The organism is Streptomyces sp. NPDC029836, from assembly GCF_055574495.1.
In genome coordinates this window covers 980,945-1,006,075 of record NZ_JBVHZI010000001.1, presented here as the reverse complement: position 1 = coordinate 1,006,075, position 25,131 = coordinate 980,945, and the positions used below count along the sequence as shown (strand labels likewise).

The 25,131-nt window shown below is 72.6% G+C and carries 24 protein-coding genes; 9 read left to right on the top strand and 15 right to left on the bottom strand.

From position 1 onward, the window contains the following. Positions 1–5: 5 nt before the first annotated feature. Positions 6–449, bottom strand: coding sequence for a universal stress protein (locus tag ACZ4XJ_RS04625; RefSeq protein WP_362875804.1), 444 nt, complete (start codon positions 447–449; stop codon positions 6–8). A 201-nt stretch (positions 450–650) separates the two neighbouring features. Here ACZ4XJ_RS04625 and ACZ4XJ_RS04620 point away from each other — a divergent pair, with 201 nt between their 5' ends. From ACZ4XJ_RS04620 to ACZ4XJ_RS04590, 7 genes are all read left to right on the top strand, one after another. Then, positions 651–1,010 (top strand): hypothetical protein, encoded by a 360-nt coding sequence (locus ACZ4XJ_RS04620; protein WP_362875805.1) that lies wholly within the window; start codon positions 651–653, stop codon positions 1,008–1,010. 344 nt (positions 1,011–1,354) lie between these two features. Beyond that, positions 1,355–2,695 carry an ABC transporter substrate-binding protein gene (locus ACZ4XJ_RS04615; RefSeq protein WP_468495299.1) on the top strand — a complete coding sequence of 447 codons (1,341 nt, stop codon included), beginning with the start codon at positions 1,355–1,357 and terminating at the stop codon, positions 2,693–2,695. Beyond that, positions 2,692–3,606, top strand: coding sequence for a carbohydrate ABC transporter permease (locus ACZ4XJ_RS04610; RefSeq protein WP_468495298.1), 915 nt, complete (start codon positions 2,692–2,694; stop codon positions 3,604–3,606). The genes ACZ4XJ_RS04615 and ACZ4XJ_RS04610 overlap by 4 nt, the downstream gene beginning before the upstream one ends. Further along, the gene (locus tag ACZ4XJ_RS04605; RefSeq protein ID WP_362875807.1) at positions 3,603–4,514 is read left to right on the top strand and encodes a carbohydrate ABC transporter permease; all 912 of its coding nucleotides are present in this window, start codon (positions 3,603–3,605) and stop codon (positions 4,512–4,514) included. Before ACZ4XJ_RS04610 ends, ACZ4XJ_RS04605 begins: the two co-directional genes overlap by 4 nt. Before the next feature lie 90 nt (positions 4,515–4,604). After that, positions 4,605–7,628, top strand: a complete 3,024-nt coding sequence (locus ACZ4XJ_RS04600) for an alpha-mannosidase (protein WP_468495297.1) — start codon at positions 4,605–4,607, stop codon at positions 7,626–7,628. Positions 7,629–7,829: 201 nt separating this feature from the next. Next, positions 7,830–9,854: an NADPH-dependent 2,4-dienoyl-CoA reductase gene (locus ACZ4XJ_RS04595; RefSeq protein WP_362875809.1), complete on the top strand. Its 2,025-nt coding sequence runs from the start codon at positions 7,830–7,832 to the stop codon at positions 9,852–9,854. Positions 9,855–9,916: 62 nt separating this feature from the next. Continuing rightward, positions 9,917–10,330, top strand: coding sequence for a PaaI family thioesterase (locus ACZ4XJ_RS04590; RefSeq protein ID WP_362875810.1), 414 nt, complete (start codon positions 9,917–9,919; stop codon positions 10,328–10,330). A 43-nt stretch (positions 10,331–10,373) separates the two neighbouring features. Here ACZ4XJ_RS04590 and ACZ4XJ_RS04585 read toward each other — a convergent pair whose 3' ends face one another. Beyond that, positions 10,374–11,306 carry an SDR family oxidoreductase gene (locus tag ACZ4XJ_RS04585; protein ID WP_468495296.1) on the bottom strand — a complete coding sequence of 311 codons (933 nt, stop codon included), beginning with the start codon at positions 11,304–11,306 and terminating at the stop codon, positions 10,374–10,376. A gap of 110 nt (positions 11,307–11,416) precedes the next feature. On the opposite strand from ACZ4XJ_RS04585, the gene ACZ4XJ_RS04580 reads away from it, so the two are divergent. After that, on the top strand, positions 11,417–12,109 hold the full coding sequence (locus ACZ4XJ_RS04580) for a TetR/AcrR family transcriptional regulator (RefSeq protein ID WP_468495456.1): 693 nt from the start codon (positions 11,417–11,419) through the stop codon (positions 12,107–12,109). An 83-nt stretch (positions 12,110–12,192) separates the two neighbouring features. Further along, the gene (locus tag ACZ4XJ_RS04575; RefSeq protein ID WP_362875812.1) at positions 12,193–12,663 is read left to right on the top strand and encodes an SRPBCC family protein; all 471 of its coding nucleotides are present in this window, start codon (positions 12,193–12,195) and stop codon (positions 12,661–12,663) included. Positions 12,664–12,911: 248 nt separating this feature from the next. Here ACZ4XJ_RS04575 and hypE read toward each other — a convergent pair whose 3' ends face one another. The 13 genes from hypE to ACZ4XJ_RS04510 all read right to left on the bottom strand — a co-directional run bounded on the left by hypE (position 12,912) and on the right by ACZ4XJ_RS04510 (position 25,088). Then, positions 12,912–13,976: a hydrogenase expression/formation protein HypE gene (gene hypE / locus ACZ4XJ_RS04570; protein WP_362875847.1), complete on the bottom strand. Its 1,065-nt coding sequence runs from the start codon at positions 13,974–13,976 to the stop codon at positions 12,912–12,914. 46 nt (positions 13,977–14,022) lie between these two features. Then, entirely contained in the window at positions 14,023–15,165 is a 1,143-nt protein-coding gene (gene hypD / locus ACZ4XJ_RS04565) for a hydrogenase formation protein HypD (RefSeq protein WP_362875813.1), read from the bottom strand. Next, positions 15,162–15,515: a HypC/HybG/HupF family hydrogenase formation chaperone gene (locus tag ACZ4XJ_RS04560; RefSeq protein WP_468495295.1), complete on the bottom strand. Its 354-nt coding sequence runs from the start codon at positions 15,513–15,515 to the stop codon at positions 15,162–15,164. Before ACZ4XJ_RS04560 ends, hypD begins: the two co-directional genes overlap by 4 nt. Continuing rightward, positions 15,484–17,871 (bottom strand): carbamoyltransferase HypF, encoded by a 2,388-nt coding sequence (hypF, locus tag ACZ4XJ_RS04555; protein ID WP_468495294.1) that lies wholly within the window; start codon positions 17,869–17,871, stop codon positions 15,484–15,486. Before hypF ends, ACZ4XJ_RS04560 begins: the two co-directional genes overlap by 32 nt. Continuing rightward, positions 17,871–18,716 (bottom strand): hydrogenase nickel incorporation protein HypB, encoded by an 846-nt coding sequence (gene hypB, locus ACZ4XJ_RS04550; RefSeq protein WP_468495293.1) that lies wholly within the window; start codon positions 18,714–18,716, stop codon positions 17,871–17,873. The genes hypF and hypB overlap by 1 nt, the downstream gene beginning before the upstream one ends. A 3-nt stretch (positions 18,717–18,719) precedes the next feature. Further along, positions 18,720–19,121, bottom strand: coding sequence for a hydrogenase maturation nickel metallochaperone HypA/HybF (locus ACZ4XJ_RS04545; RefSeq protein ID WP_362875817.1), 402 nt, complete (start codon positions 19,119–19,121; stop codon positions 18,720–18,722). Between the two features lie 129 nt (positions 19,122–19,250). Next, positions 19,251–19,355, bottom strand: coding sequence for a DUF6893 family small protein (locus tag ACZ4XJ_RS04540; RefSeq protein WP_383998126.1), 105 nt, complete (start codon positions 19,353–19,355; stop codon positions 19,251–19,253). Further along, complete coding sequence (locus tag ACZ4XJ_RS04535; protein ID WP_468495292.1) at positions 19,352–19,921, bottom strand: hydrogenase maturation protease; 570 nt, start codon at positions 19,919–19,921, stop codon at positions 19,352–19,354. Before ACZ4XJ_RS04535 ends, ACZ4XJ_RS04540 begins: the two co-directional genes overlap by 4 nt. Beyond that, positions 19,918–21,363, bottom strand: coding sequence for a hypothetical protein (locus tag ACZ4XJ_RS04530; RefSeq protein WP_468495291.1), 1,446 nt, complete (start codon positions 21,361–21,363; stop codon positions 19,918–19,920). Before ACZ4XJ_RS04530 ends, ACZ4XJ_RS04535 begins: the two co-directional genes overlap by 4 nt. Continuing rightward, the gene (locus ACZ4XJ_RS04525; protein ID WP_362875820.1) at positions 21,360–22,082 is read right to left on the bottom strand and encodes a DUF6084 family protein; all 723 of its coding nucleotides are present in this window, start codon (positions 22,080–22,082) and stop codon (positions 21,360–21,362) included. Before ACZ4XJ_RS04525 ends, ACZ4XJ_RS04530 begins: the two co-directional genes overlap by 4 nt. Further along, complete coding sequence (locus ACZ4XJ_RS04520) at positions 22,079–22,753, bottom strand: DUF5947 family protein (RefSeq protein WP_468495290.1); 675 nt, start codon at positions 22,751–22,753, stop codon at positions 22,079–22,081. The genes ACZ4XJ_RS04525 and ACZ4XJ_RS04520 overlap by 4 nt, the downstream gene beginning before the upstream one ends. Next, on the bottom strand, positions 22,750–23,304 hold the full coding sequence (locus tag ACZ4XJ_RS04515) for a hypothetical protein (RefSeq protein ID WP_468495289.1): 555 nt from the start codon (positions 23,302–23,304) through the stop codon (positions 22,750–22,752). Before ACZ4XJ_RS04515 ends, ACZ4XJ_RS04520 begins: the two co-directional genes overlap by 4 nt. Continuing rightward, complete coding sequence (locus tag ACZ4XJ_RS04510) at positions 23,301–25,088, bottom strand: nickel-dependent hydrogenase large subunit (RefSeq protein ID WP_362875823.1); 1,788 nt, start codon at positions 25,086–25,088, stop codon at positions 23,301–23,303. Before ACZ4XJ_RS04510 ends, ACZ4XJ_RS04515 begins: the two co-directional genes overlap by 4 nt. Between the last annotated feature and the right edge of the window lie 43 nt (positions 25,089–25,131).

Genomic DNA, 25,131 nt, shown 5'->3' with positions numbered 1-25,131 from the left:
GGCCGTCAGTCCTGGTGACGGACCACGACGACACTGCAGGCCGCGTACTGGACCACCTGCTGGCTCACCGACCCCAGCAGCGCGCCCTTGATCCCGCCGTACCCGCGCGTGCCCACCACCGTCAGTTCCGCCTCCCGCGAGGCCTCCACCAGGACCTGGGCCGGCGCGCCCCGCTCGACCCGGCGGAACACCGGTACGCCGGGCGAGGTGCCGACGGCCTCGGCGACGGTGTCCGACAGCTTCTGCCGCGCCGCGTCCTCGGCGTGCACCAGGTCGGCCTGCTCGGCGGTGCCCACGGCGAACGGATTGGTGTTCCAGTCCCAGCTCATGACGGCGTGTACGCGGCCCCCGGTGGCCTTGGCCTGGGCGACGCCCCAGCGCAACGCTTCCTTCGAATGGTTCGAACCGTCCACACCGACGACGATCAGGGGCTCGACGGGCTCACTCACAGGGGTTCCTCTCGTTTCGTCCGGATCGTCCTTCTCCTCCTGTATACACGCCCCCGGGGGCGCGACCGCGAACGGCGGCGACGAACGACGATCGTTGCGGCAGCCCGAGACTTTCGGGGACGGCACGCCGAAGGCGCCCACTGCGAAGGTCGTCACGTCACGGTGAAGGGCACCGGGCACGGCGGACTCGGAGGAACGGGCGTGGCTCAGCGCAAGGGTTGTCTGATCGGTTGCGGCGTGGCGTTGGTGGTGGGCGTCGGCCTCGTCGTCGCGGTCCTCTTCGGCGCGGGGAAGCTCCTCGACGTCGCCGACAAGACCCTGCTCGACCCGAAGGTCTACGAGGCCGTGCGGATCGGCGATCCCGAGACCGAGGTCCGCGCCAAGCTCCCGTCGGGCGACAGCTTCGTCAAGGACGCCCTCAAGGACGGCGGCCCGGCCGAACCCGTCGGCGGCACCTGTGCCTGGTACCTCTCCAGCACCGACAACAGCAGCTCCGACGTACTGCGCCTGTGCTTCAAGGACGGCAAACTCGCCGACAAGGCCGCCTACCGCATGAAGTAGCCACGTCGCGTCGGCCCCGGGCGGCGGCTGTGCGGGCGCAACCGATAAACCGCGCGAGTGCGACTGCTTCCGGACCGGCGACAAGAGGTCAAACCGCGCCCGCAATTCGCCTCGGAAATCGCATCGTGCCGCGCCGGAAAGGATCAGGACTAAAGCGCATCAGTCCAGGTGGGCGCCGTCCGGTACGGGGACCCGGGGTGACGCGTCGGTTATCCGGCGGCACAAGGGAAGCGCGTCCCGTCGGCCAATGGGATTTCGGGCACGTTGACGGGCCCGGGGATTGCGGACAGCGTGGGCACCGCCCTCCGGCCGCAGGGTCGGAACTTCCCCCGAAGGCGGCGGAGATGACTCGTTCCCAGGCGGTGCGCACGACCCTCACCACCCTGCTCGCGGGCGGCCTCCTGTCGCTGTCCGCGTGCGGGCTGGGCGGCGGCGGGGGAGCGGCGGACGGCAAGGACGCGGAACGGACGGGGACCGTGTCCGGTGGGATCACGTTCCGCACCCTCCAGCTCAAGCCGAAGTTCACCGGCTACGTCCAGGGCGTCATCGACTCCTTCGAGCAGCGGTACCCCGACGTCACGGTGAAGTGGGAGGACGTACCCGGAGACGGCTACAACGAGAAGCTCGTCGCCGACGCCGGCGCGGGCGCCCTCCCCGACGTGGTGAACCTCTCCACCGACTCCTTTCAATTGCTCGGTGAACGAGGGCTGTTGGCCGACGTCTCGGCGTGGGACGCCGAGGTCGCCAAGGAGTACGTTCCCGGCGCCTGGGAGCAGTTCGAACTTCCCGGCCGGGGCGACGGCGTGTACGCCTACCCCTGGTACGTGACCCCCGAGATCCTCACCTTCAACGCGGACCTCTTCGAGAAGGCCGGTCTCGACCCCGCCCGACCACCCACCAGCGTCGAGGAGTTCTTCGACCAGGCCGAGCGGATCGCCGCCCGCTCCGGCGGTCGGTACGCCGCCTTCATGGCCGACCCCAAGAGCCGGCTGCCCGGGGACTGGCAGAAGATGGGCGTCCCGATCCTCAACGAGCGCCGGGACCGCTTCACCTTCGACACGGACAAGGCCGTCGAGTGGGTCGACCGGATGAAGGACCTGTACGCCAAGGGCGCCATGCCGAAGGAGTCCCTGCTCAAGTCGGACGACATCAACCAGCTCTACGGCGCCGGAAAGCTGGTCTTCGGCCCCGGCTCCCCGGGCTTCGTCAAGGACATCCGGCAGAACGCTCCGCAGGTCTACGAGCGCACCCGGGTCGTCGGCGCCGTCACCGGCCGGCTCGGCCACATCGGCATCTACGCCCAAGCCCTCGGCATCCGAAAGGACACCGAACACCCGGACGCGGCGGCCGAGTTCGCCAAGTGGGTGACCAACGGCCCCAACCAGGTGGAGTTCTCCCGGAAGGCCACCATCTACCCGTCCAACGCCCGGGGCCTGGACGACCCGTACTTCTCCGACCGCGGCGACGGCAAGGACGCCGAGACGGTGGCCCGCGCGATCGGCGCCGAACAGCTGAAGAGTGCCGGGCTCGACGCCAACACCCCGGTCCAGTGGACCAGTCAGGTCGGTGACGCGGTGGTGCGCGAGATGCAGAAGGCCATCCTGGGGGAGCAGGATCCGAGGACGGCGGTGCGCAGGGCCCAGGAGGCGGCCAACGCGCTCCTGTCGGCCGCGGCCCGCCCGTGACGGCGAAGGGGTCCGCTGCGGGAGGTGACGCCGGTCTGCCCCACCGAACGTGGTGGGCGCCCTACCTCTTCCTCGCCCCCGGGCTGGTCATGGTGGCCCTGTTCAGCGTCTGGCCGTTCGTCAACACCGTGATCCTGTCCTTCACCGACGCCCGGATCCTGCGCGGCGGGGACTTCGTCGGCCTCGACAACTACACCCGGGCCCTCGGCGACCCCGACTTCTGGCTGGCCACCGGCAACAGCGTCCTCTACCTCGCCGTCGTCGTCCCCTGCCTGGTGCTGCTGCCGCTCGCCCTCGCGGTCCTCGTACGCGCGCGGATCCCCGGGATCGGGCTGTTCCGTTCCGCGTTCTACACGCCCGTGATCGCCTCCGCCGTCGTCGTCGGCCTGATCTGGCAGTGGGTGCTGCGCAGCGACGGGCTCGTCAACACGGTGTTCCGCCGGCTCGGTGTCGTCTCGGAGCCGGTTCCGTTCCTGACGGACAGCACCATGCTGCTGCTCTCCGCGATGATCGTGACGGTGTGGAAGGGCCTCGGCTACTACATGGTGTTCTACCTGGCGGCCCTCGGGAACGTCCCCGCCTCCCTGTACGAGGCCGCCGCCCTCGACGGCGCCGGCCCCGTACGCCGCTTCTTCAGCATCACCGTCCCCCAGGTCAAACCGATGATGCTGCTGGTCGGCACCCTCTCCGCGATCTCGGCGCTGCGCGTGTTCACCGAGATCTACATCCTCGGCGGCGAGAGCGGCGGCCCCGGCGGCGGCGCCCGTACCCTGCCGTTCCTGATCCGGCAGGTGGGCCTCGGCTACTCCGGCGAGACCGGCTACGCCTCGGCCATCTCCCTCCTGCTGTTCCTGCTGACCCTGGCCTTCAGTCTGCTGGGCCACCGGCTGTCCCGGGGGGACGACGCGTGAACGCCCCCGCCGACCGCGCCCCGGCGACCACCCCGACCACCGCGCCGGCCCGGCGCCCGCCACCGGACCCGCGCGTCCGCGCCGACCTGCGCCGCCGCCTCCTCGGCCGCACCGCCCGGTACGCGACGCTGATGCTGATGCTCGTGGTCATGGTCGGCCCGATCGTCTGGCAGTTCCTGACCTCGATCCGCGGCCGCACCGAGAACGTGTACGACGGCCTGTTGCCCTCCCGGCCCACCCTGGACAACTACGCCTTGGTCGCCGAGTCGTTCCCCCTGCTCCAGTACGTCGGCAACACGCTGATGGTGGCGGCCTTGTCCGTCACCTCCAACCTGCTGTTCGCGGCCATGGGCGGCTACGCCCTGTCCCGGGCCGGTTGGAAGGGCCGCCGGAGCGTCTTCACCGTCCTGGTGGCGACCCTGATGTTCCCCTTCGAGTCCGTGATGATCTCGATGTTCCTGACGGTGCGGGGGATGGGTCTCATCGACACCCTCATCGGGGTCTGGCTGCCGGGAGCCGTCTCCGTCCTCAACATCATGATCATGCGGGCGGCCTTCCTGGCCGTGCCCCGGGAGATCGAGGAGGCGGCGGTCCTGGACGGGGCGGGCGAATGGACCCGTTTCACCCGCGTCTTCCTACCCTCCGCCAAGGGCGCCCTCGCCGTCGTCTGCATCACCAGCTTCATGGGCGCCTGGGACGACTTCCTGTGGCCGTTGCTCGTCCTCACCGACAGCGAGAACCACACCCTCCAGCTCGGCCTGAAGACCCTCGCCGGCGCCACGACCACCAGCGACCAGCGGACCATCGCCGCCGGGGCGATGACCGCGCTGATCCCGATGATGCTCCTCTTCTTCGCCCTCCAGCGTTACTTCTTCAAGGGCGTGGCCGAGGGGGCCGTCAAGACCTGACGCGGGCCGCCGACCGCTGCCCGCTGCCCACCATCCCTGTTCCGGTCCCGCAGCCCCGCCCGCCCGACCCCTCCTCCTGGAGCCGCCGTCATGCACGACGACCGCAGCATCGCCGAACACCGCCTGCGCCGCGTCCTCGCGCAGCGGATCAAACCCGCCGTCCGCTCCCGCTCGCTGCCGCTCACCGTCGAGCGCTGGGAGGCGCCCGGCGAACCGGTGCCCGTCGCCGAGGGCCTGGCCGCCCCGTACGGGCCCTGCGCGACGGGTGACGCGTGGGGCCCGGCCTGGGGCACCACCTGGTTCAAGGTCACCGGCTCGGTACCCGCCGACTGGGCGGGCCGCACCGTCGAGGCCGTGCTCGACCTCGGCTTCGAGCGGATGATGCCCGGCTTCCAGTGCGAGGGCCTGGTCCACCGCGCCGACGGCAGCGAGGTCAAGGGGCTGAACCCGTACAACGACTGGGTCCGGGTCGCCGACCGGGCGGCGGGCGGCGAGCGCGTCGAGTGGTACGTCGAGGCCGCGTCCAACCCGGTCCTGGTCAGCCACTCGCCCACCTACGAGGGCGACCGGCCGACGAGCGGGGACCAGCCCCTCTACCGCCTCGCCCGGATGGACCTCACCGTCTTCGAGACCGAGGTCTGGGAACTCGTACAGGACCTCGAAGTCCTCCAGGAGCTGATGACGCAGCTCGACGGGGCCGACGCCCGCCGGTACGCGATCCTGCGGGCCGTCGACTCCGCGCTGGACGAGGTGGACCTCGCCGACGTCCCCGCCACGGCCGCCGCCGCCCGCGCTCGCCTCGCGCCGGTCCTCGCCGCACCGGCCACCGCCTCGGCGCACCGGATCAGCGCCGTCGGGCACGCGCACATCGACTCGGCCTGGCTGTGGCCGCTGCGCGAGACCGTCCGCAAGGTGTCCCGGACCACCTCCAACGTGCTCGCGCTGATGGACGAGCACCCGGAGTTCGTCTTCGCCATGTCCCAGGCCCAACAACTGGACTGGATCAAGACCTACCGTCCCGAACTCTTCGAACGGATCAAGAAGAAGGTCGCGGACGGCCGGTTCGTGCCGGTGGGCGGCATGTGGGTCGAGTCCGACACCAACATGGTCGGCGGCGAAGCGATGGCCCGCCAGTTCCTCTACGGCAAGAAGTTCTTCCTCGACGAGTTCGGGATCGAGACGAGGAACGTGTGGCTGCCCGACTCCTTCGGCTACACCGCCGCCATGCCGCAGCTCGTGAAGCTGTCCGGCTCGCACTGGTTCCTGACTCAGAAGATCTCCTGGTCCCAGGTCAACAAGTTCCCCCACCACACCTTCTGGTGGGAGGGAATCGACGGCACCCGCGTCTTCACGCACTTCCCGCCCGTCGACACCTACAACAGCGACCTGGGCGGCGCCCAACTCGCCCACGCCGCACGCAACTACCAGGAGAAGGGGCGGGGTTCGCGCTCGCTGGTGCCCTTCGGCTGGGGTGACGGCGGCGGCGGACCCACCCGCGAACACCTGGCCCGCGCCCGGCGCCAGCGCGACCTCGAGGGCTCCCCGCGCGTCGAGGTCGAACGGCCCGACGCCTTCTTCGAGAAGGCGCACGCCGAGTACCCGGACGCGCCCGTCTGGGCGGGAGAGCTCTACCTGGAACTGCACCGGGGTACTTACACCTCCCAGGCCCGCACCAAGCAGGGCAACCGGCGCAGCGAATCCCTGCTCCGGGAGGCCGAGTCGTGGGCCGCGACGGCCGCCGTGCGCGTTCCCGGCTTCGCCTACCCGTACGAGGACCTGGAGCGGCTCTGGAAGACCGTACTGCTCCACCAGTTCCACGACATCCTGCCGGGCTCCTCCATCGCCTGGGTGCACCGCGAGGCCCGGGCGACGTACGCGGCCGTGCGCGAGGAACTCCTCGCGATCACCGGGGCGGCGCAGGCGACCCTGGCGGGCGAGGGGACCGAGGAACTCGTCTTCAACTGCGCCCCGCACGCCCGGCGCGGCATCCCCGCGGGCGGCGCGGGCCGTCCCGAGGCGGCGACGCAGCCCGTCACCATCGAGGAACGGCACGGCGGCGGGCACGTCCTGGCCAACGGCCGACTGCTGGTGGAGGTCGACGGGCGCGGGCTGCTCGTCTCCGCCTACGACCTGGAAGGGGGACGCGAGGCGCTCGCCCCGGGGAGCGCGGCGAACCTGCTCCAGATCCATCCCGACTTCCCGAACATGTGGGACGCGTGGGACATCGACGCGTTCTACCGCAACAGGGTCACCGACCTCGTCGCGCTGGACTCGATGGAGGTGACCGAGGCCGGGCCGGACGCGGCGAGCGTCACCGTCACCCGTTCCTTCGGCTCGTCCACGGCCGTGCAGACGATCACGCTGCGGGCGGGCGCCCGGACCGTCGACCTCGGGGTGGACGTGCGGTGGCACGAGAGCGAGAAGTTCCTCAAGGCCGCCTTCCCCCTCGACGTAGCGGCGGAACGGTCCGCCGCCGAGACCCAGTTCGGCCACGTTCACCGCGCCACCCACACCAACACCTCATGGGACGCGGCCAAGTTCGAGATCTGCGCCCACCGCTGGATCCAGGTGGAGGAGCCCGGCTGGGGCGTGGCCCTGCTCAACGACTCCACCTACGGGCACGACGTCACCCGGGACGTACGCCCCGACGGCGGCCGGACCACCACGGTCCGACTGTCCCTCCTGCGCGCGCCCCGCTACCCCGACCCGGAGACCGACCAGGGGCGACACACCCTGCGGTTCTCCCTCGCACCCGGCGCCACGACCGGGGACGCGGTCCGGGAGGGCCACGCCCTGAACCTGCCCGAACGGGTCGTGACGGGGGCCGGCCCGGTCGAGCCGCTGCTGGCGGTGGACGAGGACGCGGTCGTCGTCGAGGCGGTCAAACTCGCCGAGGACCGCAGCGGCGACGTCGTCGTCCGGCTGTACGAGTCCCGCGGCGGCCGGGCCACGGCGCACCTCACGCCCGGCTTCGCGATCACCGCCGCCGTCGAGAGCGACCTCCTGGAGCGGCCCCTGGCGGGCTCCGCCGTCGCCGCCCCGGCCGCCGACGGCCGGATCGCCCTGACGCTGCGCCCGTTCCAGATCGTCACCGTACGGCTGCGCCGCACCTGACGTTCACCGTCACCGTGCCCGGTTCCGTCACGTCGGCGAGGGTGTCCGGGCCGTGAACTGCGCCACAGGGAGGGGCGGACCGGGCCGGTGGGAGGCGGGGAGGGTGTCCGAACCGCCCCCATCTGGTTATGCACCTAGTTGCAAAACCGCCCGAGCCTCGCTAGAACATGTTCATCACCCCCGCGCGAGGAGGCGCCCCCCATGAGTTCCCAGAGCCGCTACCCGCACCTGATGAGCCCCCTGGACCTCGGCTTCACCACCTTGCCGAACCGGGTGATCATGGGCTCGATGCACACCGGCCTGGAGGAGCACGAGGGCGGCTTCGAGCGCCTCGCCGCGTTCTACGCCGAGCGCGCCCGCGGCGGCGTCGGCCTCATCGTGACCGGCGGCATCGCGCCCAACGACGCCGGACGTCCCTTCGAGGGCGGCTCCCGCCTCACCACCGAGGAGGAGGCCGCCGAGCACCGGGTGATCACCGACGCGGTGCACGCGGAGGGCGGGAAGATCGCGATGCAGATCCTCCACTTCGGCCGCTACGCCTACCACAAGGACCTCGTCGCCCCCAGCGCGCTCCAGGCCCCGATCAGCCCGTTCGTACCGAACGAGCTCTCCGACATCGAGGTCGAGCGCACCGTCGAGGACTTCGTACGGGCGGCCCGCCTCGCCAAGCTCGCCGGCTACGACGGCGTCGAGATCATGGGCTCCGAGGGCTACCTGATCAACGAGTTCATCGCGGCCGCGACGAACAAGCGCACCGACCGCTGGGGCGGCGCGTACGAGAACCGCACGCGCTTCCCGCTGGAGATCGTCCGCCGCACCCGACAGGCCGTCGGCGAGGAGTTCATCCTCGTCTACCGCCTGTCCATGCTCGACCTGATCCCCGGCGGCTCCACCCTGGAGGAGGTCGTCCGCCTCGCCAAGGAGGTCGAGGCGGCGGGCGCCACCATCATCAACACCGGCATCGGCTGGCACGAGGCCCGCATCCCCACCATCGCCACCTCCGTGCCCCGCGGCGCCTACACCTGGGTCACCAAGCGGCTGATGGGCGCGGTGAGCGTGCCGCTCGTCACCAGCAACCGGATCAACACCCCGGAGGTCGCCGAGGAGTTGCTCGCCGACGGCCGCGCCGACCTGGTCTCCCTCGCGCGTCCCTTCCTCGCGGACGCCGACTTCGTCGCGAAGGCCGCGGCCGGTCGGTCCGAGACCATCAACACCTGCATCGGCTGCAACCAGGCCTGCCTCGACCACACCTTCAGCGGCAGGATCACCAGCTGCCTCGTCAACCCCCGCGCCTGCCACGAGACCGAACTCGTCCTCGCGCCCACCCGACTGAAGAAGCGCGTCGCCGTCGTCGGCGCCGGCCCCGCCGGTCTGGCCTGCGCCGTCTCCGCCGCCGGCCGCGGCCACGACGTCACCCTGTACGAGGCCTCCGGCCGGATCGGCGGCCAGCTCGACATCGCCCGCCGCATCCCGGGCAAGGAGGAGTTCGAGGAGACCATCCGCTACTTCGGCACCCAACTCGTGGACAGCGGCGTCGACGTCCGGCTGAACACCGTGGCCGACGTGGCGACCCTGCGGGAGTACGAGGAGGTCGTCGTCGCCACCGGCGTCAGCCCGCGCACCCCCGCCATCGAGGGCGTGGACCGGGACAACGTCGTCAGCTACCTCGACGTACTGCGCGACGGGGCCCCCGTCGGCGAGCGCGTCGCCGTCGTCGGCGCGGGCGGCATCGGCTTCGACGTCGCCGAGTTCCTCACCGACAGCGGCGAGGGCGCGGCCCAGGACCCCGAGGTCTGGTTCCGCCACTGGGGCGTCGACACGGCCTACACCGGCCCCGGCGGCCTGACCGCCCCCGAGCGGCCCGCCCCGCCGCGCCGGGTGCACCTGCTCCAGCGCAAGACCACCAAGGTCGGCAGCGGCCTCGGCACCACCACCGGCTGGATCCACCGCGCGGAGCTCAAGCACCGCGGGGTGGTCTCGGTCGCCGGGGCGACGTACGAGCGCATCGACGACGAGGGCCTGCACATCACCGTCGACGGCGAGGCGCGGCTGATCCCCGCCGACACCGTCGTGCTGTGCACCGGCCAGGAGCCCCGCCGCGACCTGTACGAGGAGCTCCGCGCCGCCGGCGTCGAGGCGCACCTCATCGGCGGAGCCGACGTGGCGGCCGAACTCGACGCCAAGCGGGCCATCCGGCAGGGCACCGAGCTGGCCGCCGGGCTCTGACCGAAAGCCCCTTCGCGGCGGCGGTGTTGTGGCGGCCCGGCCCGGGCCGTCACAATCCTCGGGTGACGCTGACACCGGCAGAAGCCGACAGGATCCTGGCAGACAACTTCGCGCCCTGGGTGCTGGCCCTGGGCCTCACCGTGGAGGAGACGGGAACCCGGCACGCCGTGCTGCGGCTGCCCTGGTCCGCGGACCTGGCCCGCGACGGCGGCGGGCTGAGCGGCCAGGCCCTGATGGCCGCCGCCGACACCGCGACCGTCATCGCGATCTCCGCCGCCCGCGGCGGCTACGGGCCGATGACCACGGTCCAGCAGTCCACCAGCTTCCAGCGGCCCGTGACCGGTACGGACGTGCTGATCGCGGTGAGCGTCACCAAGCTCGGCAAGCGGATGGCCTTCGCCGACGTCACCATGACCGCGGACGGCGCCGACGAACCCGCCGCCAAGGCCTCCGCGGTCTACGCCCTCCTCGGCTGACCCGGCCGCCGGGGGCGCCTCGCGCGCGGGAGTCCCCGGCCCGTCAGTGGTCCGCGGTGACGGCCCGGACGCCCGTGAGGCGTTCCGCCGCCTCCCAGAGCCGGGCGTTGGCCGCGCGGTCCAGGGCCCGGCGGGTGACGCGGGCCGCGGTGACCGGGCCGACCAGCTCGAACGGGCCGCTCGGGCCGTAGTAGCCGCCCGCGACCGCGTCCGGGCTGGTGGCCGCGTACAGCAGGGGCTCGGTGCCCGGGCCCACCTCCTGCTTCGGGAGGAAGTCGACGGAGCTCACGAGCCGGTGCAGCCGCGACGGCTTTCCCCGGCCCAGGCTCGCTCCCGCGGTCTGCAGGTTCGTCCTCGTGTAGCCGGGGTGGGCGGCGGTGCTCCGCAGCGGCCACCCCTGGACGGCGGCGAGTTCGTCCAGGTGCCGGGCCATCATCAGGTCGGCCAGCTTGGACTGGGCGTACGACAGCATCGGGTGGTAGCGGCGGCGCTCGTACTGGAGGTCGGCGAGGTCCACCCTGCCGAAGTTGGCGGTGCCGCTGCTCATGGTGGTCACCCGCGGGGCCGGGGCGGCCAGCAGCGCGGGCAGCAGCCGTACGGTCAGGGCCAGCGGGCCGAGGAAGTTGCTGCCGAACTGCAACTCGAAGCCGTCGGACGTGGTCATCCGGGTCGGCGGGGCCATCACGCCCGCGTTGTTCACCAGCAGGTCGAGCGGGTCGCCCTCGGCCAGGATGCCGTCGGCGAAGGCCGCCACCGAGGCGAGGTCGGCCAGGTCGATCCGGCGCACCTCCAGCCGCGCGCGCGGATGGCGGGCCAGGATCTCGGCGCGCGCCCGCTCGCCCTTGGCCGGTGTGCGGACGGCCAGCACGACGCGGGCGCCCGCCTCGGCGAGTCGGCGCGCGGCCTCCTTGCCGGTGCCGCTGTTGGCGCCGGTGACGACGACGGTCTTGCCGGACTGGTCGGGGACGGCGTACATGACGGCTCCTTGGGGCGGCGGCAACAGACCGACGGTCCATTGCTTTCGAAGCTAGCAGACCGCTGGTCTGATAACAACAGACCGCAGGTCTGTACGCTGGGCGCGTGTCCATTCCCAGTAAGTTCCAGCGGGCCCGGAGCGAGGAGCAGCGCGCGGCCCGCCGCCGGGCGATCCTCGACGCGGCGGCCGACATGCTCACCGAGATGCCCGTCTCCCAGGTCACCCTGAACGAGCTCAGTCGCCGGGTGGGCCTCGCCAAATCGAACGTGCTGCGCTACTTCGAATCCCGCGAGGACGTCCTGCTGGAACTCCTGGCCACCGCCTCGGGCGAACTCGTCGACCATCTGGAGCAGACCCTCCCCGGCGCCCTGGACGCCGTCCCGCCCGCCGAGCGTCCCGACCGGCTCGCCGACCGCCTCGCCCGAGCCCTGGCCGAACGGCCCGTCCTGTGCGACCTGATCAGCGCCCAGTCAGCCGTGCTGGAACGCAACGTCTCCCCGCAGGTCGCCGCCCAGTACAAGCGCGCCGCGATCGCCCACGCGAGCGCCCTGGCGGCCCTGGTCGCCGCCCGACTGCCCGCCCTGGGGGAGTCGGACGCCTTCCGGTTCGTCGCCGGGTCCCTCATCGTCACCGGCGCGGTCTGGACCCACGCCCACCCCTCCGCCGCCATGATCGCGGCCTACGAGGCGGACCCGGCGCTGGCCGTGCTGCGCCTCGACTTCGCCGACACCCTGCGCGAGACGTTGGAGGTCCTGTTGTCGGGGCTGCTGGCGCGCGCGGGCGGGCCCGGTCTGGGATCGTGACCGCGTAGGAGAGTGATCACGCACGATCGTGATCGCGCGGAGAACGCGGAGAACGCGGCGGACGCACGGCGAAGGAGTCTCACATGGGTGGACGGTTCGAGGCGACGGTCGAGATCGACCGGCCGGTCGAGGCGGTGTTCGCCTACCTGGCCGACGGCCGCAACGACCCCGAGTTCAGCCCGCGCGTCCAGCGGATCACCAAGGTCCCGGAGGGCCCAACGGCCGTCGGCACGGTCTTCCGAAGCACCGTCAAGGACGCCGGGATGAAGACGGGCCGGGAGTTCCGCATCACCGCGATCGAGCCGCCGGGCCTGATCCGCTGGAGCGAGCAGAGCAAGAACCTCGTGACGGCCGAGGGCGGTTACGACCTCGAAGCCCTGCCCGGCGGCCGCAGCCGGGTCCGCGTCTTCAACACCCTCGAAGGGCACGGCGTCGGCAAGCTCCTCGTCGGCCTCGCGCTGAGCGCCGCCCGCAAGGACGCCCCGGCCTTCGGTGCCCGGATCAAAGCGGCGGTCGAGGCGTCGTCCCGTCCGGTCCGAGGCGTCGATCCGTAGGGCCCGAGCCGATCATCCGTACGGTCCGGGTCGTCGTCCCGTACGGTCCGGGCCGTCGATCCGTACGGTTCCGGCGGCGTCGGTTCGGTACGGCAGGTCAGGTAGGACGCCTACACCGCTCCGATCAGGCCCTCCGTCAGCGCACGCCCCCAGCGCGATCCGCGCGGGGGTCCGCGGCGGTCGCCCTGACCGCCGTCGGACCGGTACGGGGCCCCGCCGGCGCGGGGCCCCGTACCGGCTTCGCCGGGTCAGCAGATGCGCGGCAGCTGCTCCCCGATGGGCAGGTCGACCACCCGCGTCCCGCCGAGGCCGGTCCGCGCCACGACGAGCCCGGGATGCGCCTCGACGGCCTCCCCGATCACCGCGGCGTGCCGGCCCAACGGGTGGGCGCGCATGGCGTCGAGCACCGCGTCGGCGTGCTCGCGGGGCACGAAGGCGACCAACTTGCCCTCGTTGGCCACGTACAGCGGATCGAGGCCGAGGATCGCGCACGCGTTGGCGACGGCCGGGGGCACCGGGACCTTCGACTCGTGCAGGACGACGCCGGTGCCGGAGGCGGCCGCGATCTCGTTCAGGGAGGCCGCGAGGCCACCCCGTGTCGGGTCGCGCAGGACGTGCAGGTCCGGGGTGACCGCGAGCATGCTCCGCACGAGGCCGCCGAGAGCGGCGCAGTCGCTCAGGACGTCCACCCCGAACTCGAGGCCCTCGCGCACGCTCATGATCGCGACCCCGTGCAGCCCGATCTCACCGCTGACGATCACCACGTCGCCGGGGACGACGCGCTGCGGACGCAGGTCCACGCCCGTCGGCACGAGCCCGATGCCGGAGGTGTTGACGTAGATGCCGTCGCCGTGCCCGGCCTCCACCACCTTCGTGTCACCGGTGGCGACCTCCACGCCCGCCGAGCGCGCGGCCGCGCCCATGGCCTCGGCCACCCGGGCGACCGTCGCGATCTCCACGCCCTCCTCCAGGATGAACCCGCAGGACAGGTAGGCCGCGGTGGCCCCGCTCATGGCCAGGTCGTTCACCGTGCCGTTGACGGCGAGGTCGCCGATGCTCCCGCCCGGGAAGAACAACGGGCGCACCACGTAGGAGTCGGTGGAGAACGCGAGCCGGACCCCGCCGAGTCGGACGGACGCGGAGTCCCCGAGCTGCGCCAGCACCTCGCCGCCGAAGGCCGGTGCGAAGAGGTGCTCGACGAGCTCGGCGGATAGCGCACCGCCGCCGCCGTGGCCCATCACCACCCGGGGGCGGTCGCGCAGCGGCGCCGGGCAGGTCCAACCCGTGATGTCGAGCGCGGTGTCGGGCCCCATGTTGACGGGTACGGGGTCCGGTCGTGCGGTGTCGGGTCGTACGGTCTCAGGCAACGGGGCTCGCCTCCAACGGGGCGGTCGGGGCGGCCGGCGGCGTCGGGAGGTCCAGCCGCCGGTACAGGTAGTACGCCGCGCAGGCGCCCTCGCTCGACACCATCGTGGCGCCCAGCGGATTGCGCGGGGTGCACAGCGTGCCGAACGCCTCGCACTCGTGCGGCTTCAGCAGCCCTTGGAGCACCTCGCCGCTGCGGCACTCCGCCGGCTCCAGGGTGGTGATGCCGGTCACCGAGAAACGGTGCTCGGCGTCGTACTCCCGGTACCGCGGCGACAGCCGCCAGCCGCTGTCCGGGATGACCCCGATGCCGCGCCAGGCCCGGTCGGTGACCTCGAAGACGTCCTGGAGCATCGCGAGCGCCGCCGGGTTGCCCTCGGGGCGCACGGCGCGCGCGTAGGCGTTGTCCACGGTGTGCTCGCCGCGCTCCAACTGTCGTACGGCGCGCCGTACGCCCTCCAGGATGTCCAGCGGCTCGAAGCCCGTCACCACGATCGGCACCCGGTGGCGCTCGGCCAACTCCGGGTACTCGCCCGTGCCCATCACGCTGCACACGTGCCCGGCGGCCAGGAAGCCCTGGACCCGGCAGCTGGGCGAGCGCATGATCGCCTCGATCGCCGGAGGGACCCGGACGTGCGACACCAGCAGGCTGAAGTTGCGGATGCCGAGCTTCTTCGCCTGGTGGACCGTCATCGCGTTCGGCGGCGCCGTGGTCTCGAAGCCGATGCCGAAGAACACCACCTCGCGCTCCGGGTTCTCCTGCGCGACCTTGAGCGCGTCGAGCGGGGAGTACACCACCCGTACGTCGCCGCCCTCGCTGCGCACCTGGAAGAGGTCACGGCCCGTCCCGGGGACGCGGAGCATGTCCCCGAAGGAGCAGAAGATGACGCCGGGACGGGAGGCGATCTCCAGTGCCTTGTCGATGACCTCCAGTGGGGTCACACACACCGGACAACCCGGGCCGTGAATCAACTCAACCTGCTCGGGGAGAAGTTGATCGATGCCGTGGCGGATGATGGTGTGGGTCTGGCCGCCGCACACCTCCATCAGCGCCCAGGGTCGGGTCACGGTGGCGTGGATGTCGTCGAGCAGTTTGCGGGCGAGTTCCGGGTCCTGGAACTCCTCGATGTACTTCACTGCGGGATCTCCTCCTGCCGGGTCGCGGTGGGCGCCGCGTCCGTGGCCGGCTCGTCGTCGGTGAAGGGCCACGAGGCGCCACCCGCCTCCGCGGCCATCTCCCAGGGGTCGCCGAACTCCGTCTGGAGCATGCCGAGTTGCTCGAACAACTCCAGGGTCTGCCGGGCCGATTCCTCATCCAGGCGCTGGAGCGCGAACCCCACGTGGACGATGGCGTACTCGCCGACCCGGAGGTCCGGCAGGTACTCCAGGCACACCTCCTTGCGCACCCCGCCGAAGTCGACGGTGGCCATGCGGGTGCCGTCCTTCTCCGCGATCTCAAGCACTCTGCCGGGTACCGCGAGGCACATGGGCTTCTCCTTGCTGTGGGTGGTCCGTGGCGCGGGCGGCCCCTGCGGCCCCCGCCACCACGAGCTGGCCGAGGGCCAGGCCGCCGTCGTTCGGCGGGACGCGGTGGTGCCGCAGGACGGTGAAGCCGCGTCCGCGCAGGTCGTGCGCGCAGGCCGCGGAGAGCAGGGTGTTGGCGAAGACCCCGCCGGTCAGGGCGACCGTGTCCAGGCCGTGCCGGTCGCGGGCGAGCCCGCACAGCGTGCCGACGAGGGCGGCGACCCCGGCGTGGAAGCGGGCGGCGATCACGGGCCCGGCCGTGCCCGCCCGTACGTCGGCCACCACCGCGGCCAGTACGGGCGCCGGGTCGGCGACCACGGGCCCCGCGCCGGCCGCCGCGGGCGGGCGCAGCCCGAAGGCGTAGCCGCGGCCGTACCCCGTACCCGCCTCCAGGGCGGCGCCTTCCAACTCGATCGCGGCCTGCGCCTCGTAGCCGGCGAGGTGGCGGACGCCGGCCAGGGAGGAGACGGCGTCGAAGAGCCGGCCCATGCTGGAGGTCGGCACGCAGTTCAGCCCCCGCTCCAACTGGCGCTCCAGCACACGGAGTTCGTCGGGCGGGCAAGCGGCCGTGCAGGGCAGGTCCGGGGCCCGGTCCAGCCCGGCGGCCCACAGGTGGGCCAACGCCATCCGGTACGGCCGCCGCACGGCGGCGTCCGCGCCCGGCAGCGGGACGTACCCCAGGTGCGCGAACCGGGTGAACCCGGCGTAGTCGGCGAGCAGTACCTCCCCGCCCCAGACCGCACCGTCGTCCCCGTACCCGGTCCCGTCGAAGGCGACGCCGATCACCCGCCGACCGCCGTCGAGGCCGTGCTCGGCCATCGCCGAGGCGACGTGGGCGTGATGGTGCTGGACGAGCACCAGGGGCCGCCCGTCCGCGTGCTCCCGCGCCCACCGGCCCGACCGGTATCCCGGGTGCCGGTCGGCGGCGAACAGGACGGGACGTACTCCGGTGACCGACTCCAACTGCCGCCGCGCGCCCGCGAACGCGTACTGGGTGGCCAGGTCGTCCATGTCGCCGATGTGCGCCGACAGCCAGGCCCGACGGCCCTCGCCCAGACAGAACGCGTTCTTCAGGTCCCCGCCCACGGCGAGGCTCGCCGGCACCTCGACCGGCAGCGTCACGGGCAGCGGTGCCCAGCCGCGCGAGCGCCGGACGGTCAACTGCTCGCCCTCGCACACGCGCACCACGGAGTCGTCGCAGGGCACGTGGATGGGCCGGTCGTGCGTGAGCCAGGCGTCGGCGAGAGCGGCGAGCCGCTCCAGCGCCTCCGCGTCGTCCGTGACGATGGGCTCGCCCGAGAGGTTGCCGCTGGTCATCACCAGCAGCCGGAGGCCCGCCGGGTCACCGGGCAGGCCGAGCAGCAGGTGGTGCAGGGGCGTGTACGGGAGCATCACGCCGAGGTCGGGGCTGCCCGGCGCGACACCCTCGGCCACGCCCGTGGCTCCCGGGCGGCGGCGCAACAGGACGATGGGCCGCACCGCGCCGGTGAGCAGGCTCCGCTCCTCGGGGCCGACGTGGGCGAGCCGTTCGACGTCGGCGAGCTCCCGGGCCATCAGGGCGAACGGCTTGCCGCCGCGGTCCTTGCGGCGGCGCAGCTCGGCGACGGCGCCCGCGTGGCCCGCGTCGCAGGCCAGGTGGTATCCGCCGAGCCCCTTCACCGCGAGGACCGCCCCCTCGGCCAGCAGCCGGCGTGCCCCGGCGACGGGATCGACGTCGGTCACCTCCTGGACCGGCCGACCGGACAGCAGCCGCAGGCGGGGCCCGCAGGCCGGGCAGGCCACCGGCTGGGCGTGGAAGCGCCGGTCGGCCGGGTCTGCGTACTCACGGGCGCAGTCGGCGCACATCGGGAAGCCGGCCATGGTGGTGTGGGCCCGGTCGTACGGCAACCCGGTGACGATGGTGAAGCGGGGCCCGCAGTGCGTGCACGTGATGAAGGGATGGCGGTGACGCCGGTCGGTGGGGTCCGCGAGCTCGGCGAGGCAGTCGGCGCAGGTGGCGACGTCGGGGGAGACCAGCGTGCGGGCCGGCCCCCCGGTGTGCGAGGCCACGATGCTGAACCCGGAGCCGCCCGCGAGCGGCACGGCGCAGTGGTCGACGGCGTCCACCACGGCCAGCGGGGGCGCGTCCGCCGCGAGCCGCTCGCAGAACCGCAGCACCGCCTCCGCCGCGCCCTCGACCTCCGCGACGACGCCCTCGGGCGTGTTGGTGACGTGCCCGGCGAGGCCGAGCCCGGTGGCGCGGGTGTACACGTACGGGCGGAAGCCGACGCCCTGGACCACGCCCCGGACAGTGATCCGGCGGCGCTGCACGGCCTCCATCAGCGGGTCCGCGCCACGGAGTCGTGGGCGTGCGGGTGGACGTGCCCGTCGGGGCCGTGGTGGTGGTCGGCGCCCCCACCGTGAACGTGGTCCCCGTCGTGGTCGTGCACGTGCCCGTCGTCATGCGGGTGCGGCCGCGGGTGCCCGTGCGCGTGTCCCGTCCGGGCCATGACCGGCGTGTGCGCGGCCGTTCCCGTACCGACGGCCAGGGCCCGCTCCAGCAGGAGGCCCGCGCCCGTGCCCGCGCGGGCGGAGGTGAGCACCACCTCCACCCCCGGGTTGACCTGCTCGACGTTGCGGCGGAAGGTGGCCTCGTCGAAGTCGACGGCCTCGGCGATGTCCGTCTTGGTGACGACCACCAGCTGGGCGAGCCCGAACGCCGTCGGGTACTTCAGCGGCTTGTCCTCGCCCTCGGTCACCGAGGCGAGCACCACCCGGAGGTTCTCCCCGAGGTCGTACGAGGCCGGACAGACCAGGTTGCCGACGTTCTCCACGAACAGCAGCCGGGTTCCTTCGGGCAGCCACCCGTCCAGGTGACGGCCCATCATCCCGGCCTCCAGGTGACACAACCCGTCGGTGAGCACCTGCTTGACCGGTACGCCGGAACGTGCCAGCCGCACCGCGTCGTTCTCGGTGGCCAGGTCGGCGGTCAACGCGGCCACGGCCACGCCCCGCTCCCGGGCCAGCAGCAGCTCCTGTTCCAGCAGGGCGGTCTTCCCGCTGCCCGGACTGGACAGCAGGTTGACGACGGTCGTTCCGCGGGCGGTGAGTTCGGCGCGCAGCACCTGGGCCGCCAGATCGTTCTTGGCGAGCACCGCCTGTTGCAGGTCCACCACTCGGCACATGGGTCAGGCCTCCTCGGAGATCGGTTCACGGGTACGGCCCGGGCCGCCGTCCGGGTCGTCCTCCCAGGTCACGCTGAGGATCCGCAGTTCGCGGCCCGACACCAGCTCCACGCCGCCGGCCCGGCCGCAGTCCGGGCAGCACAGCCGCGGCGGCATGCCGACGGCCCATTCGTCCGGGCAGTCCGCGCAGCGGGCACGGCCCGCCTCGGAGACGGTGACCAGCTCGGCGCCTTCGAGGACGGTGCCGGCGCAGGCGAGTTCGAAGCAGAAGGCGAGGGCGTCCGGCACCACGCCGGCCAGCTCCCCGACCTGGAGCCGGACCAGGGTGACGGCGTGCGCCCCGCCCGCCTCGGCGGCCTCTTCCACCTGGCCCACGACGGCCATGGCGATCGACATCTCGTGCATCGGGACTCCGTCCTACCGGGGCTCATTACAGCGGCCGGACCCGGGCGCCGCGGTCGGGCACGCCGACGCCCCGCACGCCCCGTACGCCGTTCGGGTGCGCCGGGGCGGCCGGCCGGAGGGTGGCGGGTGTCACATCCTGCGCAGCCGCAGGTAGCGCCGGATGTCGGGCAGCACCTGGGTGAGCACGGCGACGAGCGCGGCGGCGGCAGCTCCGCCGACGAAGGCCTTCTTCATGGGGTCCTCCTCAGTTCGCGCGCGGTGTGCGCGGTGGTCCGTGCGTCCGGGGCCGCCCCGGGACGCGGGGCGTCCCGCACGAGCTCCAGGACCGTCCGTACGGCCTCCGGTACGGCGGCGGCCACCGGGGCGCTGAGCCCGACGCCCTCCTCGACCGAGGCGGGTTCGCAGCCGACGACCAGGGTGCGCCGCGGCGGAGCGGACCCGGTGCCCGCGCACAGGGTTCCCAGCAGGGCCAGTACCGCGTCGGGCGACATGTGGTGACCGTCGAGCACGGCGCCGCCGGCGGGCGGGTCGGCGCCCGCTTCCCCGGCGCCCGCTTCCCCGGCGTCGATCAGGTACACGGTGCCGGGGGCCCCGCCGCGGGCGGCGGCGTCGATCAGGACGAGCGTGTCGTAGCCGTCCAGCAGTTGGTAGGCCAGGTGGACCCCGCGCACCCCGAAGTCCACCACCTCGACGTGGTCGGGCAACGGGTGCGCCGACAGCGCGCGCACCACCTCGACGCCGAAGCCGTCGTCGCCGAGGAACAGGTTGCCGATGCCCGCGACCAGCACGCCGCCGCTCACGCGCCCTCCAGGGGAGTGACCTCGTCGGGTTGGAAGTACAGGAACCGGCCCTGCTCGCGCCGGATGTCGGCGCCCGGATCGCCCTCCACCGTGACGGCCAGGTGCACCCCGCCGTCCACGTCGTGCAGGACCGCTTCGACGAGGGCGGGCCGGTCCCGCAGGAACAGGTCCTGGGCGTCGGTGGGCCGCAACCCGGGGCGCAGCAGCACCCGACTGCCGACGCCCACCGTGACGCCGTCGATCGTGATCCGCTCCGGAACCGGGTCGAGGGCGTCCGGCCGGGCCGGGTCCCACCACGGCGTGTCCGGGCTGAACACCGCTTCCTCCGGGGGGAGTTCGAGGATCTCCGGCGGTCCTTCGCCAGTGACCTCCCGGAGGGCGCGGACGGCGCCGTGCAGTCGCTCCAGGACCTCCGGCGGCATGGACTCCGCGAGGTCGATCACCGCGGCCGCCCGCGGATCGGTACCACGGGCCTCGCGCTTCTCCTGGTCGGTGAGGGCCGCCGTGCGCAGGGTGAGGATCTCGTCGATCTCCAGGGCGTCGTACATGGCCCCGGCGCTCTCCGGCGCGATGGCCGGGTGGTCCTCCAGGATGATCGGGGAGGACAGCGCCACGTCGGCGCGGCCTCCGGCGCCCGCGAGGACGGGCCAGGTGTGCTCGTTGACGCAGTCGGCGACGGCGCCCTTGGCCCATTCCGGCGGGTCGGTCATCGACAGGAAGGACCCGGCGTCGAGCCCCAGCATGAGGTGCGCGGCGACGAGCGAGCGGGGCAGGGCGGCTTCGCGGGCGTCCCGTTCGCCGTTCGGGGCCCACGGGCTCGTGTTCTCCACGACCGCGGTGAGCCGCGACACCCGGTAGGGGCCGTCGAGTTCCGCGGTGCGGATCCGTACGAGGCCACTGACCCGCTCGGTGCGCCGCACCAGCCGGCCCACCGTCCGCCCGTCGGCGTCCAGGACCTCCTCGGTGTCCTCGCGGGCCGGCCGCGAGAAGGGCAACACGAGCCCCTCGCCGCTGAGTTCGGCGACGGGGATCGCGTGGACGACGCGTTCCTCCGTCCCCTCGTCCCACGGCACCAGCACCCGGTCCGCCAGGTGCAGTTCGTCGGTCGTGGTGAACGAGCCGTCCTCCCGCACCCGTTGGACGGTCCGTCGCCGCGCGTGCAGGAACCGCAGCTCCAGGCGAAGGGTTGCCGCGCCGCGCGGCTCCATCAGCAGCTCGGTCCGCTGGAAGCAGTGTTCCTCGTGCGCCGGGGCCCAGGTCGGGGGCACGAGCACGCCGAACTGCCAGCGCATCCGGTTCTTCGCGGCCGACGCCCGGTACGGGTAGAGGACGTAGCCCTCGAACAGGACGGCGTCGGCCACCTGCCGGGCGGTGGCGAAGTGGTCCTCCCGGGCGGGGGCGCCGGTGGTCGCGGTCGTCGCGAGCGGGGTCGTCGCGGTCACGGGGCGGTCCTCTCCGAGGTGCGCGGCAGGACGGCACCGGCCCAGGCGGGCCGGTCGGGCGCGCGCCCGACCGGCGGGGGAGCGTCGGCTGCCGCGTCGAGCAGCGCCCGTACGGTCGCCTCCCAGGAGGACAGCGCGTGGCGCGAACGGTAGGCGAGCAGCTCGTCCATGACGTCGCGCGGAAGCCGCAGCCAGCCGCAGCCCGGGAAGTGCTGTTCGACCATCTCGCGCCACACCGAGACGGGCATCCGGTACGAGGCCTCCCGGTCCCAGGGCACCGGCTCGACCCGGAAGCCGCCGTCGCCCGTGAAGGCGGTGCCGGAGAACAGCATCAGCAGCGGGGCCTCGCCGTCCTGAAGGGCGTTGAAGTAACGGGTCGCCGCGATGTCCATGTCATAGGTGCAGGGCACCACCAGGTCGATCTCGGTCTCCCCGGTGAAGCTCGGCACCATCACCGGCACCTGCGCGAACTGCACGGGCTGGAGGGTGTTGCCCCACCGGGAACGGGCGCCGAAAAGGTCCGCCAGCCCGTCGGCCTCGCCGCTCGCGTACCCGCGCCGGGCCGGCTCGATCCGCAGCTGACAGCGCAGCGCCAGGGCGTGCACCCGCACCCCTGGACCGGCCGTGATGCCGAGCCGGAACACCAGCGTGGGCCCGGCGGCGTAGCCGTCGGCCCGCACGCCCCGGCAGGTGAAGGTGAAGTCCGTCGTCGCCGTCATGATCCCGACGCCCCTTCCCCGGCGGCCCCGGCCGGGACCTTCGCCCGCCGTACCACCTGCGCGAAGAAGGCGTCCAGCGCGGCCCGGGCCTCGGCCCCGCCGTCGAAGCCCTGCCACAGCAACCGCATCCGCCCCACCAGCTCGTAGCAGATGTCGATCGGCACCAGATGGCACTCGGTGCGCCCCTCGACGCGGCGCAACAGCAGTGCCTCCACGTCCGGTTCGAGCAGCGCGGCCAGCCGGCTGGAGCCGAGTACGCTCTGCCAGGTCTGCGGGTCGAGTTCGCTCTCGGTGGCCCCGGCCGGGCTCGGGTACAGGGCGACCAGCCGGTCGAGGGCGGCGTTGCGGAAGAAGAACGCGACGCCGACCGGGATCTGCAACAGTTCCCAGGCGTTGTCGTCCAGCCGGTGCCCGGGGTCGGTCAGGTAGCGGTCCGGGACGGCCCGGAACCGCCCGGTCACGGCGCCCGGCCGGTCGAACAGCAGGGCGCAACCGGTGCAGGCGCAGACCAGCGCCCGCCGCTCGGTCTCCACCAGGTGGCGGTGAGCGTCCTCGGGCACCACCACCCCGCACAGTTCGCAGGTCTCGGGGCGGGGCGTACGGGGCCCCGCGAACCGACGCAGGCCGCGCGGGGCGACCTGCGCCGGGCCGGCCGCGGCGGGCCCGTTCACGGGACCCGCGCCGGTGCCGGCGGGCGGGCGGAGATCTGCAGCAGCGCCGGCTGCGGCGCGACCGCCTCCGACTCCACCCGGGTCACCTCGGGCGCGAAGCAGGCGAGGGTGTCCTCGACCGTCCGCCGGGCCGCGTCGGCGGTCCCGGAGGAACAGCCGCAGCCGGAGGCGGCCGCGGGGCGCAGCCGCAGCACCCCGGTGCCCTCGTCGAAGTCGATCAGCTCCACCGGGTCGCCCGCGTGGTCCAGGGCGCGCGCGATGCGGGTGCGCACGTCCTCCGGGTGCAGGTCGTGCAGGGTCAGCAGGCTCGCCACCAGCTCGTCGTCGAGCAGTTCGGCGGGCAGCCCGCCCGGCGCTCCTCCCGGCCGGGCGCCGGCCGCGGCGCCGAGCCGTTCCACGATCCGGGCGAGCCCGGCCCCGTAGAAGTCCATGAGGACGCGCACCAGTTCCTCGGCCGCCGCGCACGCCTGACGGTCCCCGGACCCGGCGAGCCGGTCAAGCACCTCGTCCACCCGCAGGCCCGCCTGCCGGGCGTCGGTCGGGGCGCTCATCCGCCCAGTCCGCTCAGGCCGGTGGGTACGTGCATCGTCTTCACGGTCTTGCCGCCGCCCACGTACATGTGGACCCCGCACGGCAGACAGGGGTCGAAGCTGCGCACGGCCCGCATGATGTCGATGCCCTTGAAGTTCTCCGGGGTGTTCTCCTCGAAGATCGGGGTGTTCTGCACCGCGTCCTCGTAGGGGCCCGGTGTGCCGAAGGTGTCGCGGGTGCTCGCGTTCCACGGGGTCGGCGGGTACGGGTGATAGTTCGCGATCTTGCCGTCGCGGATCACCATGTGGTGCGAGAGGACGCCGCGCACGGCCTCGGTGAAGCCGACGCCCAGACCCTCGTCCGGCACCTCGAACTTCTCCCAGGTCTGGGTGCGCCCGGCGCGGACCTCGGCCAGCCCCTTCTCCGCGCAGTGCAGGGCGATCGCGGCGGCGTACGCCTGGAAGTACGTGCGGGCGCGGTTGCGCTCCAGCGCGTTGCTCCACTTCGGGATCTTCCACTCGAAGCGGGTCTCCGGCTTGGTCATCGTCCGGGGCAGGGTGATGACGACGCTGTTCCCGGTGGCCTGCACGTAGTCGGTGTGCACGAGCCCGGACAGGGCCGTGGACCACAGGCGGGCGAGGGGGCCGCCGCCGGTGTCCAGGGCGAGGTGGTCCTTGCCGTCGAACCAGCGGGGCGACATCACCCAGCTGTACTTGTCGTCGAAGTTCCGCTTCTGCGGCGCCGGGATGGTGTGCTGGTTCCACGGGTGGCGCGGGTCGACCGGGTTGCCGAGCGGGTCGTGCGTGACGAACTGCTCCCGGCCCTCCCAGTCGTCGTAGTACGAGCTGCCCAGCAGGATGCGGATGCCGAGGTTGATCTCGGTGAGGTCGTTGGTGACCAGCTTGCCGTCCACCACCACGCCCGGGGTGACGAACATCTTCCGTCCCCAGTCGGTCATGTTGGCGTACGTGAAGTCGCAGTGCTCGGGGTCGTTGAGCGCGCCCCAACAGCCCAGCAGCACCCGGCGCCGGCCGACCTCCTCGTAGCCCGGCAGGGCCTCGTAGAAGAAGTCGAACAGGTCGTCGTGCAGCGGCACGACGCGCTTCATGAACTCGCAGTACCGCATGAGGCGGCTCATGTAGTCCGTGAACAGCTGGACCGAGGCGATCGTGCCGACACCGCCCGGGTAGAGCGTGGAGGGGTGCACGTGGCGCCCCTCCATCAGGCAGAACATCTCCCGCGTGTAGCGGCTCACTTGGAGCGCCTCGCGGTAGAACTCGCCCTCGATGGGGTTGAGCGAGCGCATGATGTCGGCGATGGTCCGGAAGCCGTGCTCCCCGGCGTGCGGAGCGGGCGTGCGCTCGGCCAGTTCCAGCACGCCGGGGTTGGTCTCGCGGACCATCTTCTCGCAGTAGTCGACCCCGACCAGGTTCTCCTGGAAGATGTTGTGGTCGAACATGTACTCCGCCGACTCGCCCAGGTTGATGATCCACTCGGCGAGGTGGGGCGGCTTCACCCCGTAGGCCATGTTCTGCGCGTACACCGAGCAGGTCGCGTGGTTGTCCCCGCAGATCCCGCAGATGCGGCTGGTGATGAAGTGCGCGTCACGGGGGTCCTTGCCGCGCATGAAGACGCTGTACCCGCGGAAGACCGATGAGGTGCTGTAGCACTCGGCGACCTTCTTCTGCTTGAAGTCGATCTTCGTGTGGATGCCGAGACTGCCCACGATCCGGGTGATCGGATCCCAAGCCATCTCCACCAGACCGCTGCCGTCCGCGGCTGCCTTCGTCTTCGGTGTCGCCATCGTCTGTGCCGTGACCCTTCTTCGGTGCGGAGTTCCTGAACGG

Bases quoted from the DNA above. Each gene is read 5' to 3' on its own strand.
- ACZ4XJ_RS04585 (WP_468495296.1), bottom strand. From the start codon at position 11,306: ATGTACGCCGTCCCCGACCAGTCCGGCAAGACCGTCGTCGTCACCGGC.
- ACZ4XJ_RS04600 (WP_468495297.1), top strand. From the start codon at position 4,605: ATGCACGACGACCGCAGCATCGCCGAACACCGCCTGCGCCGCGTCCTC.
- ACZ4XJ_RS04525 (WP_362875820.1), bottom strand. From the start codon at position 22,082: ATGACGGCGACGACGGACTTCACCTTCACCTGCCGGGGCGTGCGGGCC.
- hypB (WP_468495293.1), bottom strand. From the start codon at position 18,716: ATGTGCCGAGTGGTGGACCTGCAACAGGCGGTGCTCGCCAAGAACGAT.
- ACZ4XJ_RS04510 (WP_362875823.1), bottom strand. From the start codon at position 25,088: ATGGCGACACCGAAGACGAAGGCAGCCGCGGACGGCAGCGGTCTGGTG.
- ACZ4XJ_RS04615 (WP_468495299.1), top strand. From the start codon at position 1,355: ATGACTCGTTCCCAGGCGGTGCGCACGACCCTCACCACCCTGCTCGCG.
- ACZ4XJ_RS04560 (WP_468495295.1), bottom strand. From the start codon at position 15,515: ATGTGCCTCGCGGTACCCGGCAGAGTGCTTGAGATCGCGGAGAAGGAC.
- ACZ4XJ_RS04540 (WP_383998126.1), bottom strand. From the start codon at position 19,355: ATGAAGAAGGCCTTCGTCGGCGGAGCTGCCGCCGCCGCGCTCGTCGCC.
- ACZ4XJ_RS04545 (WP_362875817.1), bottom strand. From the start codon at position 19,121: ATGCACGAGATGTCGATCGCCATGGCCGTCGTGGGCCAGGTGGAAGAG.
- hypF (WP_468495294.1), bottom strand. From the start codon at position 17,871: ATGGAGGCCGTGCAGCGCCGCCGGATCACTGTCCGGGGCGTGGTCCAG.
- hypE (WP_362875847.1), bottom strand. From the start codon at position 13,976: ATGGGGCCCGACACCGCGCTCGACATCACGGGTTGGACCTGCCCGGCG.
- ACZ4XJ_RS04515 (WP_468495289.1), bottom strand. From the start codon at position 23,304: ATGAGCGCCCCGACCGACGCCCGGCAGGCGGGCCTGCGGGTGGACGAG.
- ACZ4XJ_RS04575 (WP_362875812.1), top strand. From the start codon at position 12,193: ATGGGTGGACGGTTCGAGGCGACGGTCGAGATCGACCGGCCGGTCGAG.
- ACZ4XJ_RS04595 (WP_362875809.1), top strand. From the start codon at position 7,830: ATGAGTTCCCAGAGCCGCTACCCGCACCTGATGAGCCCCCTGGACCTC.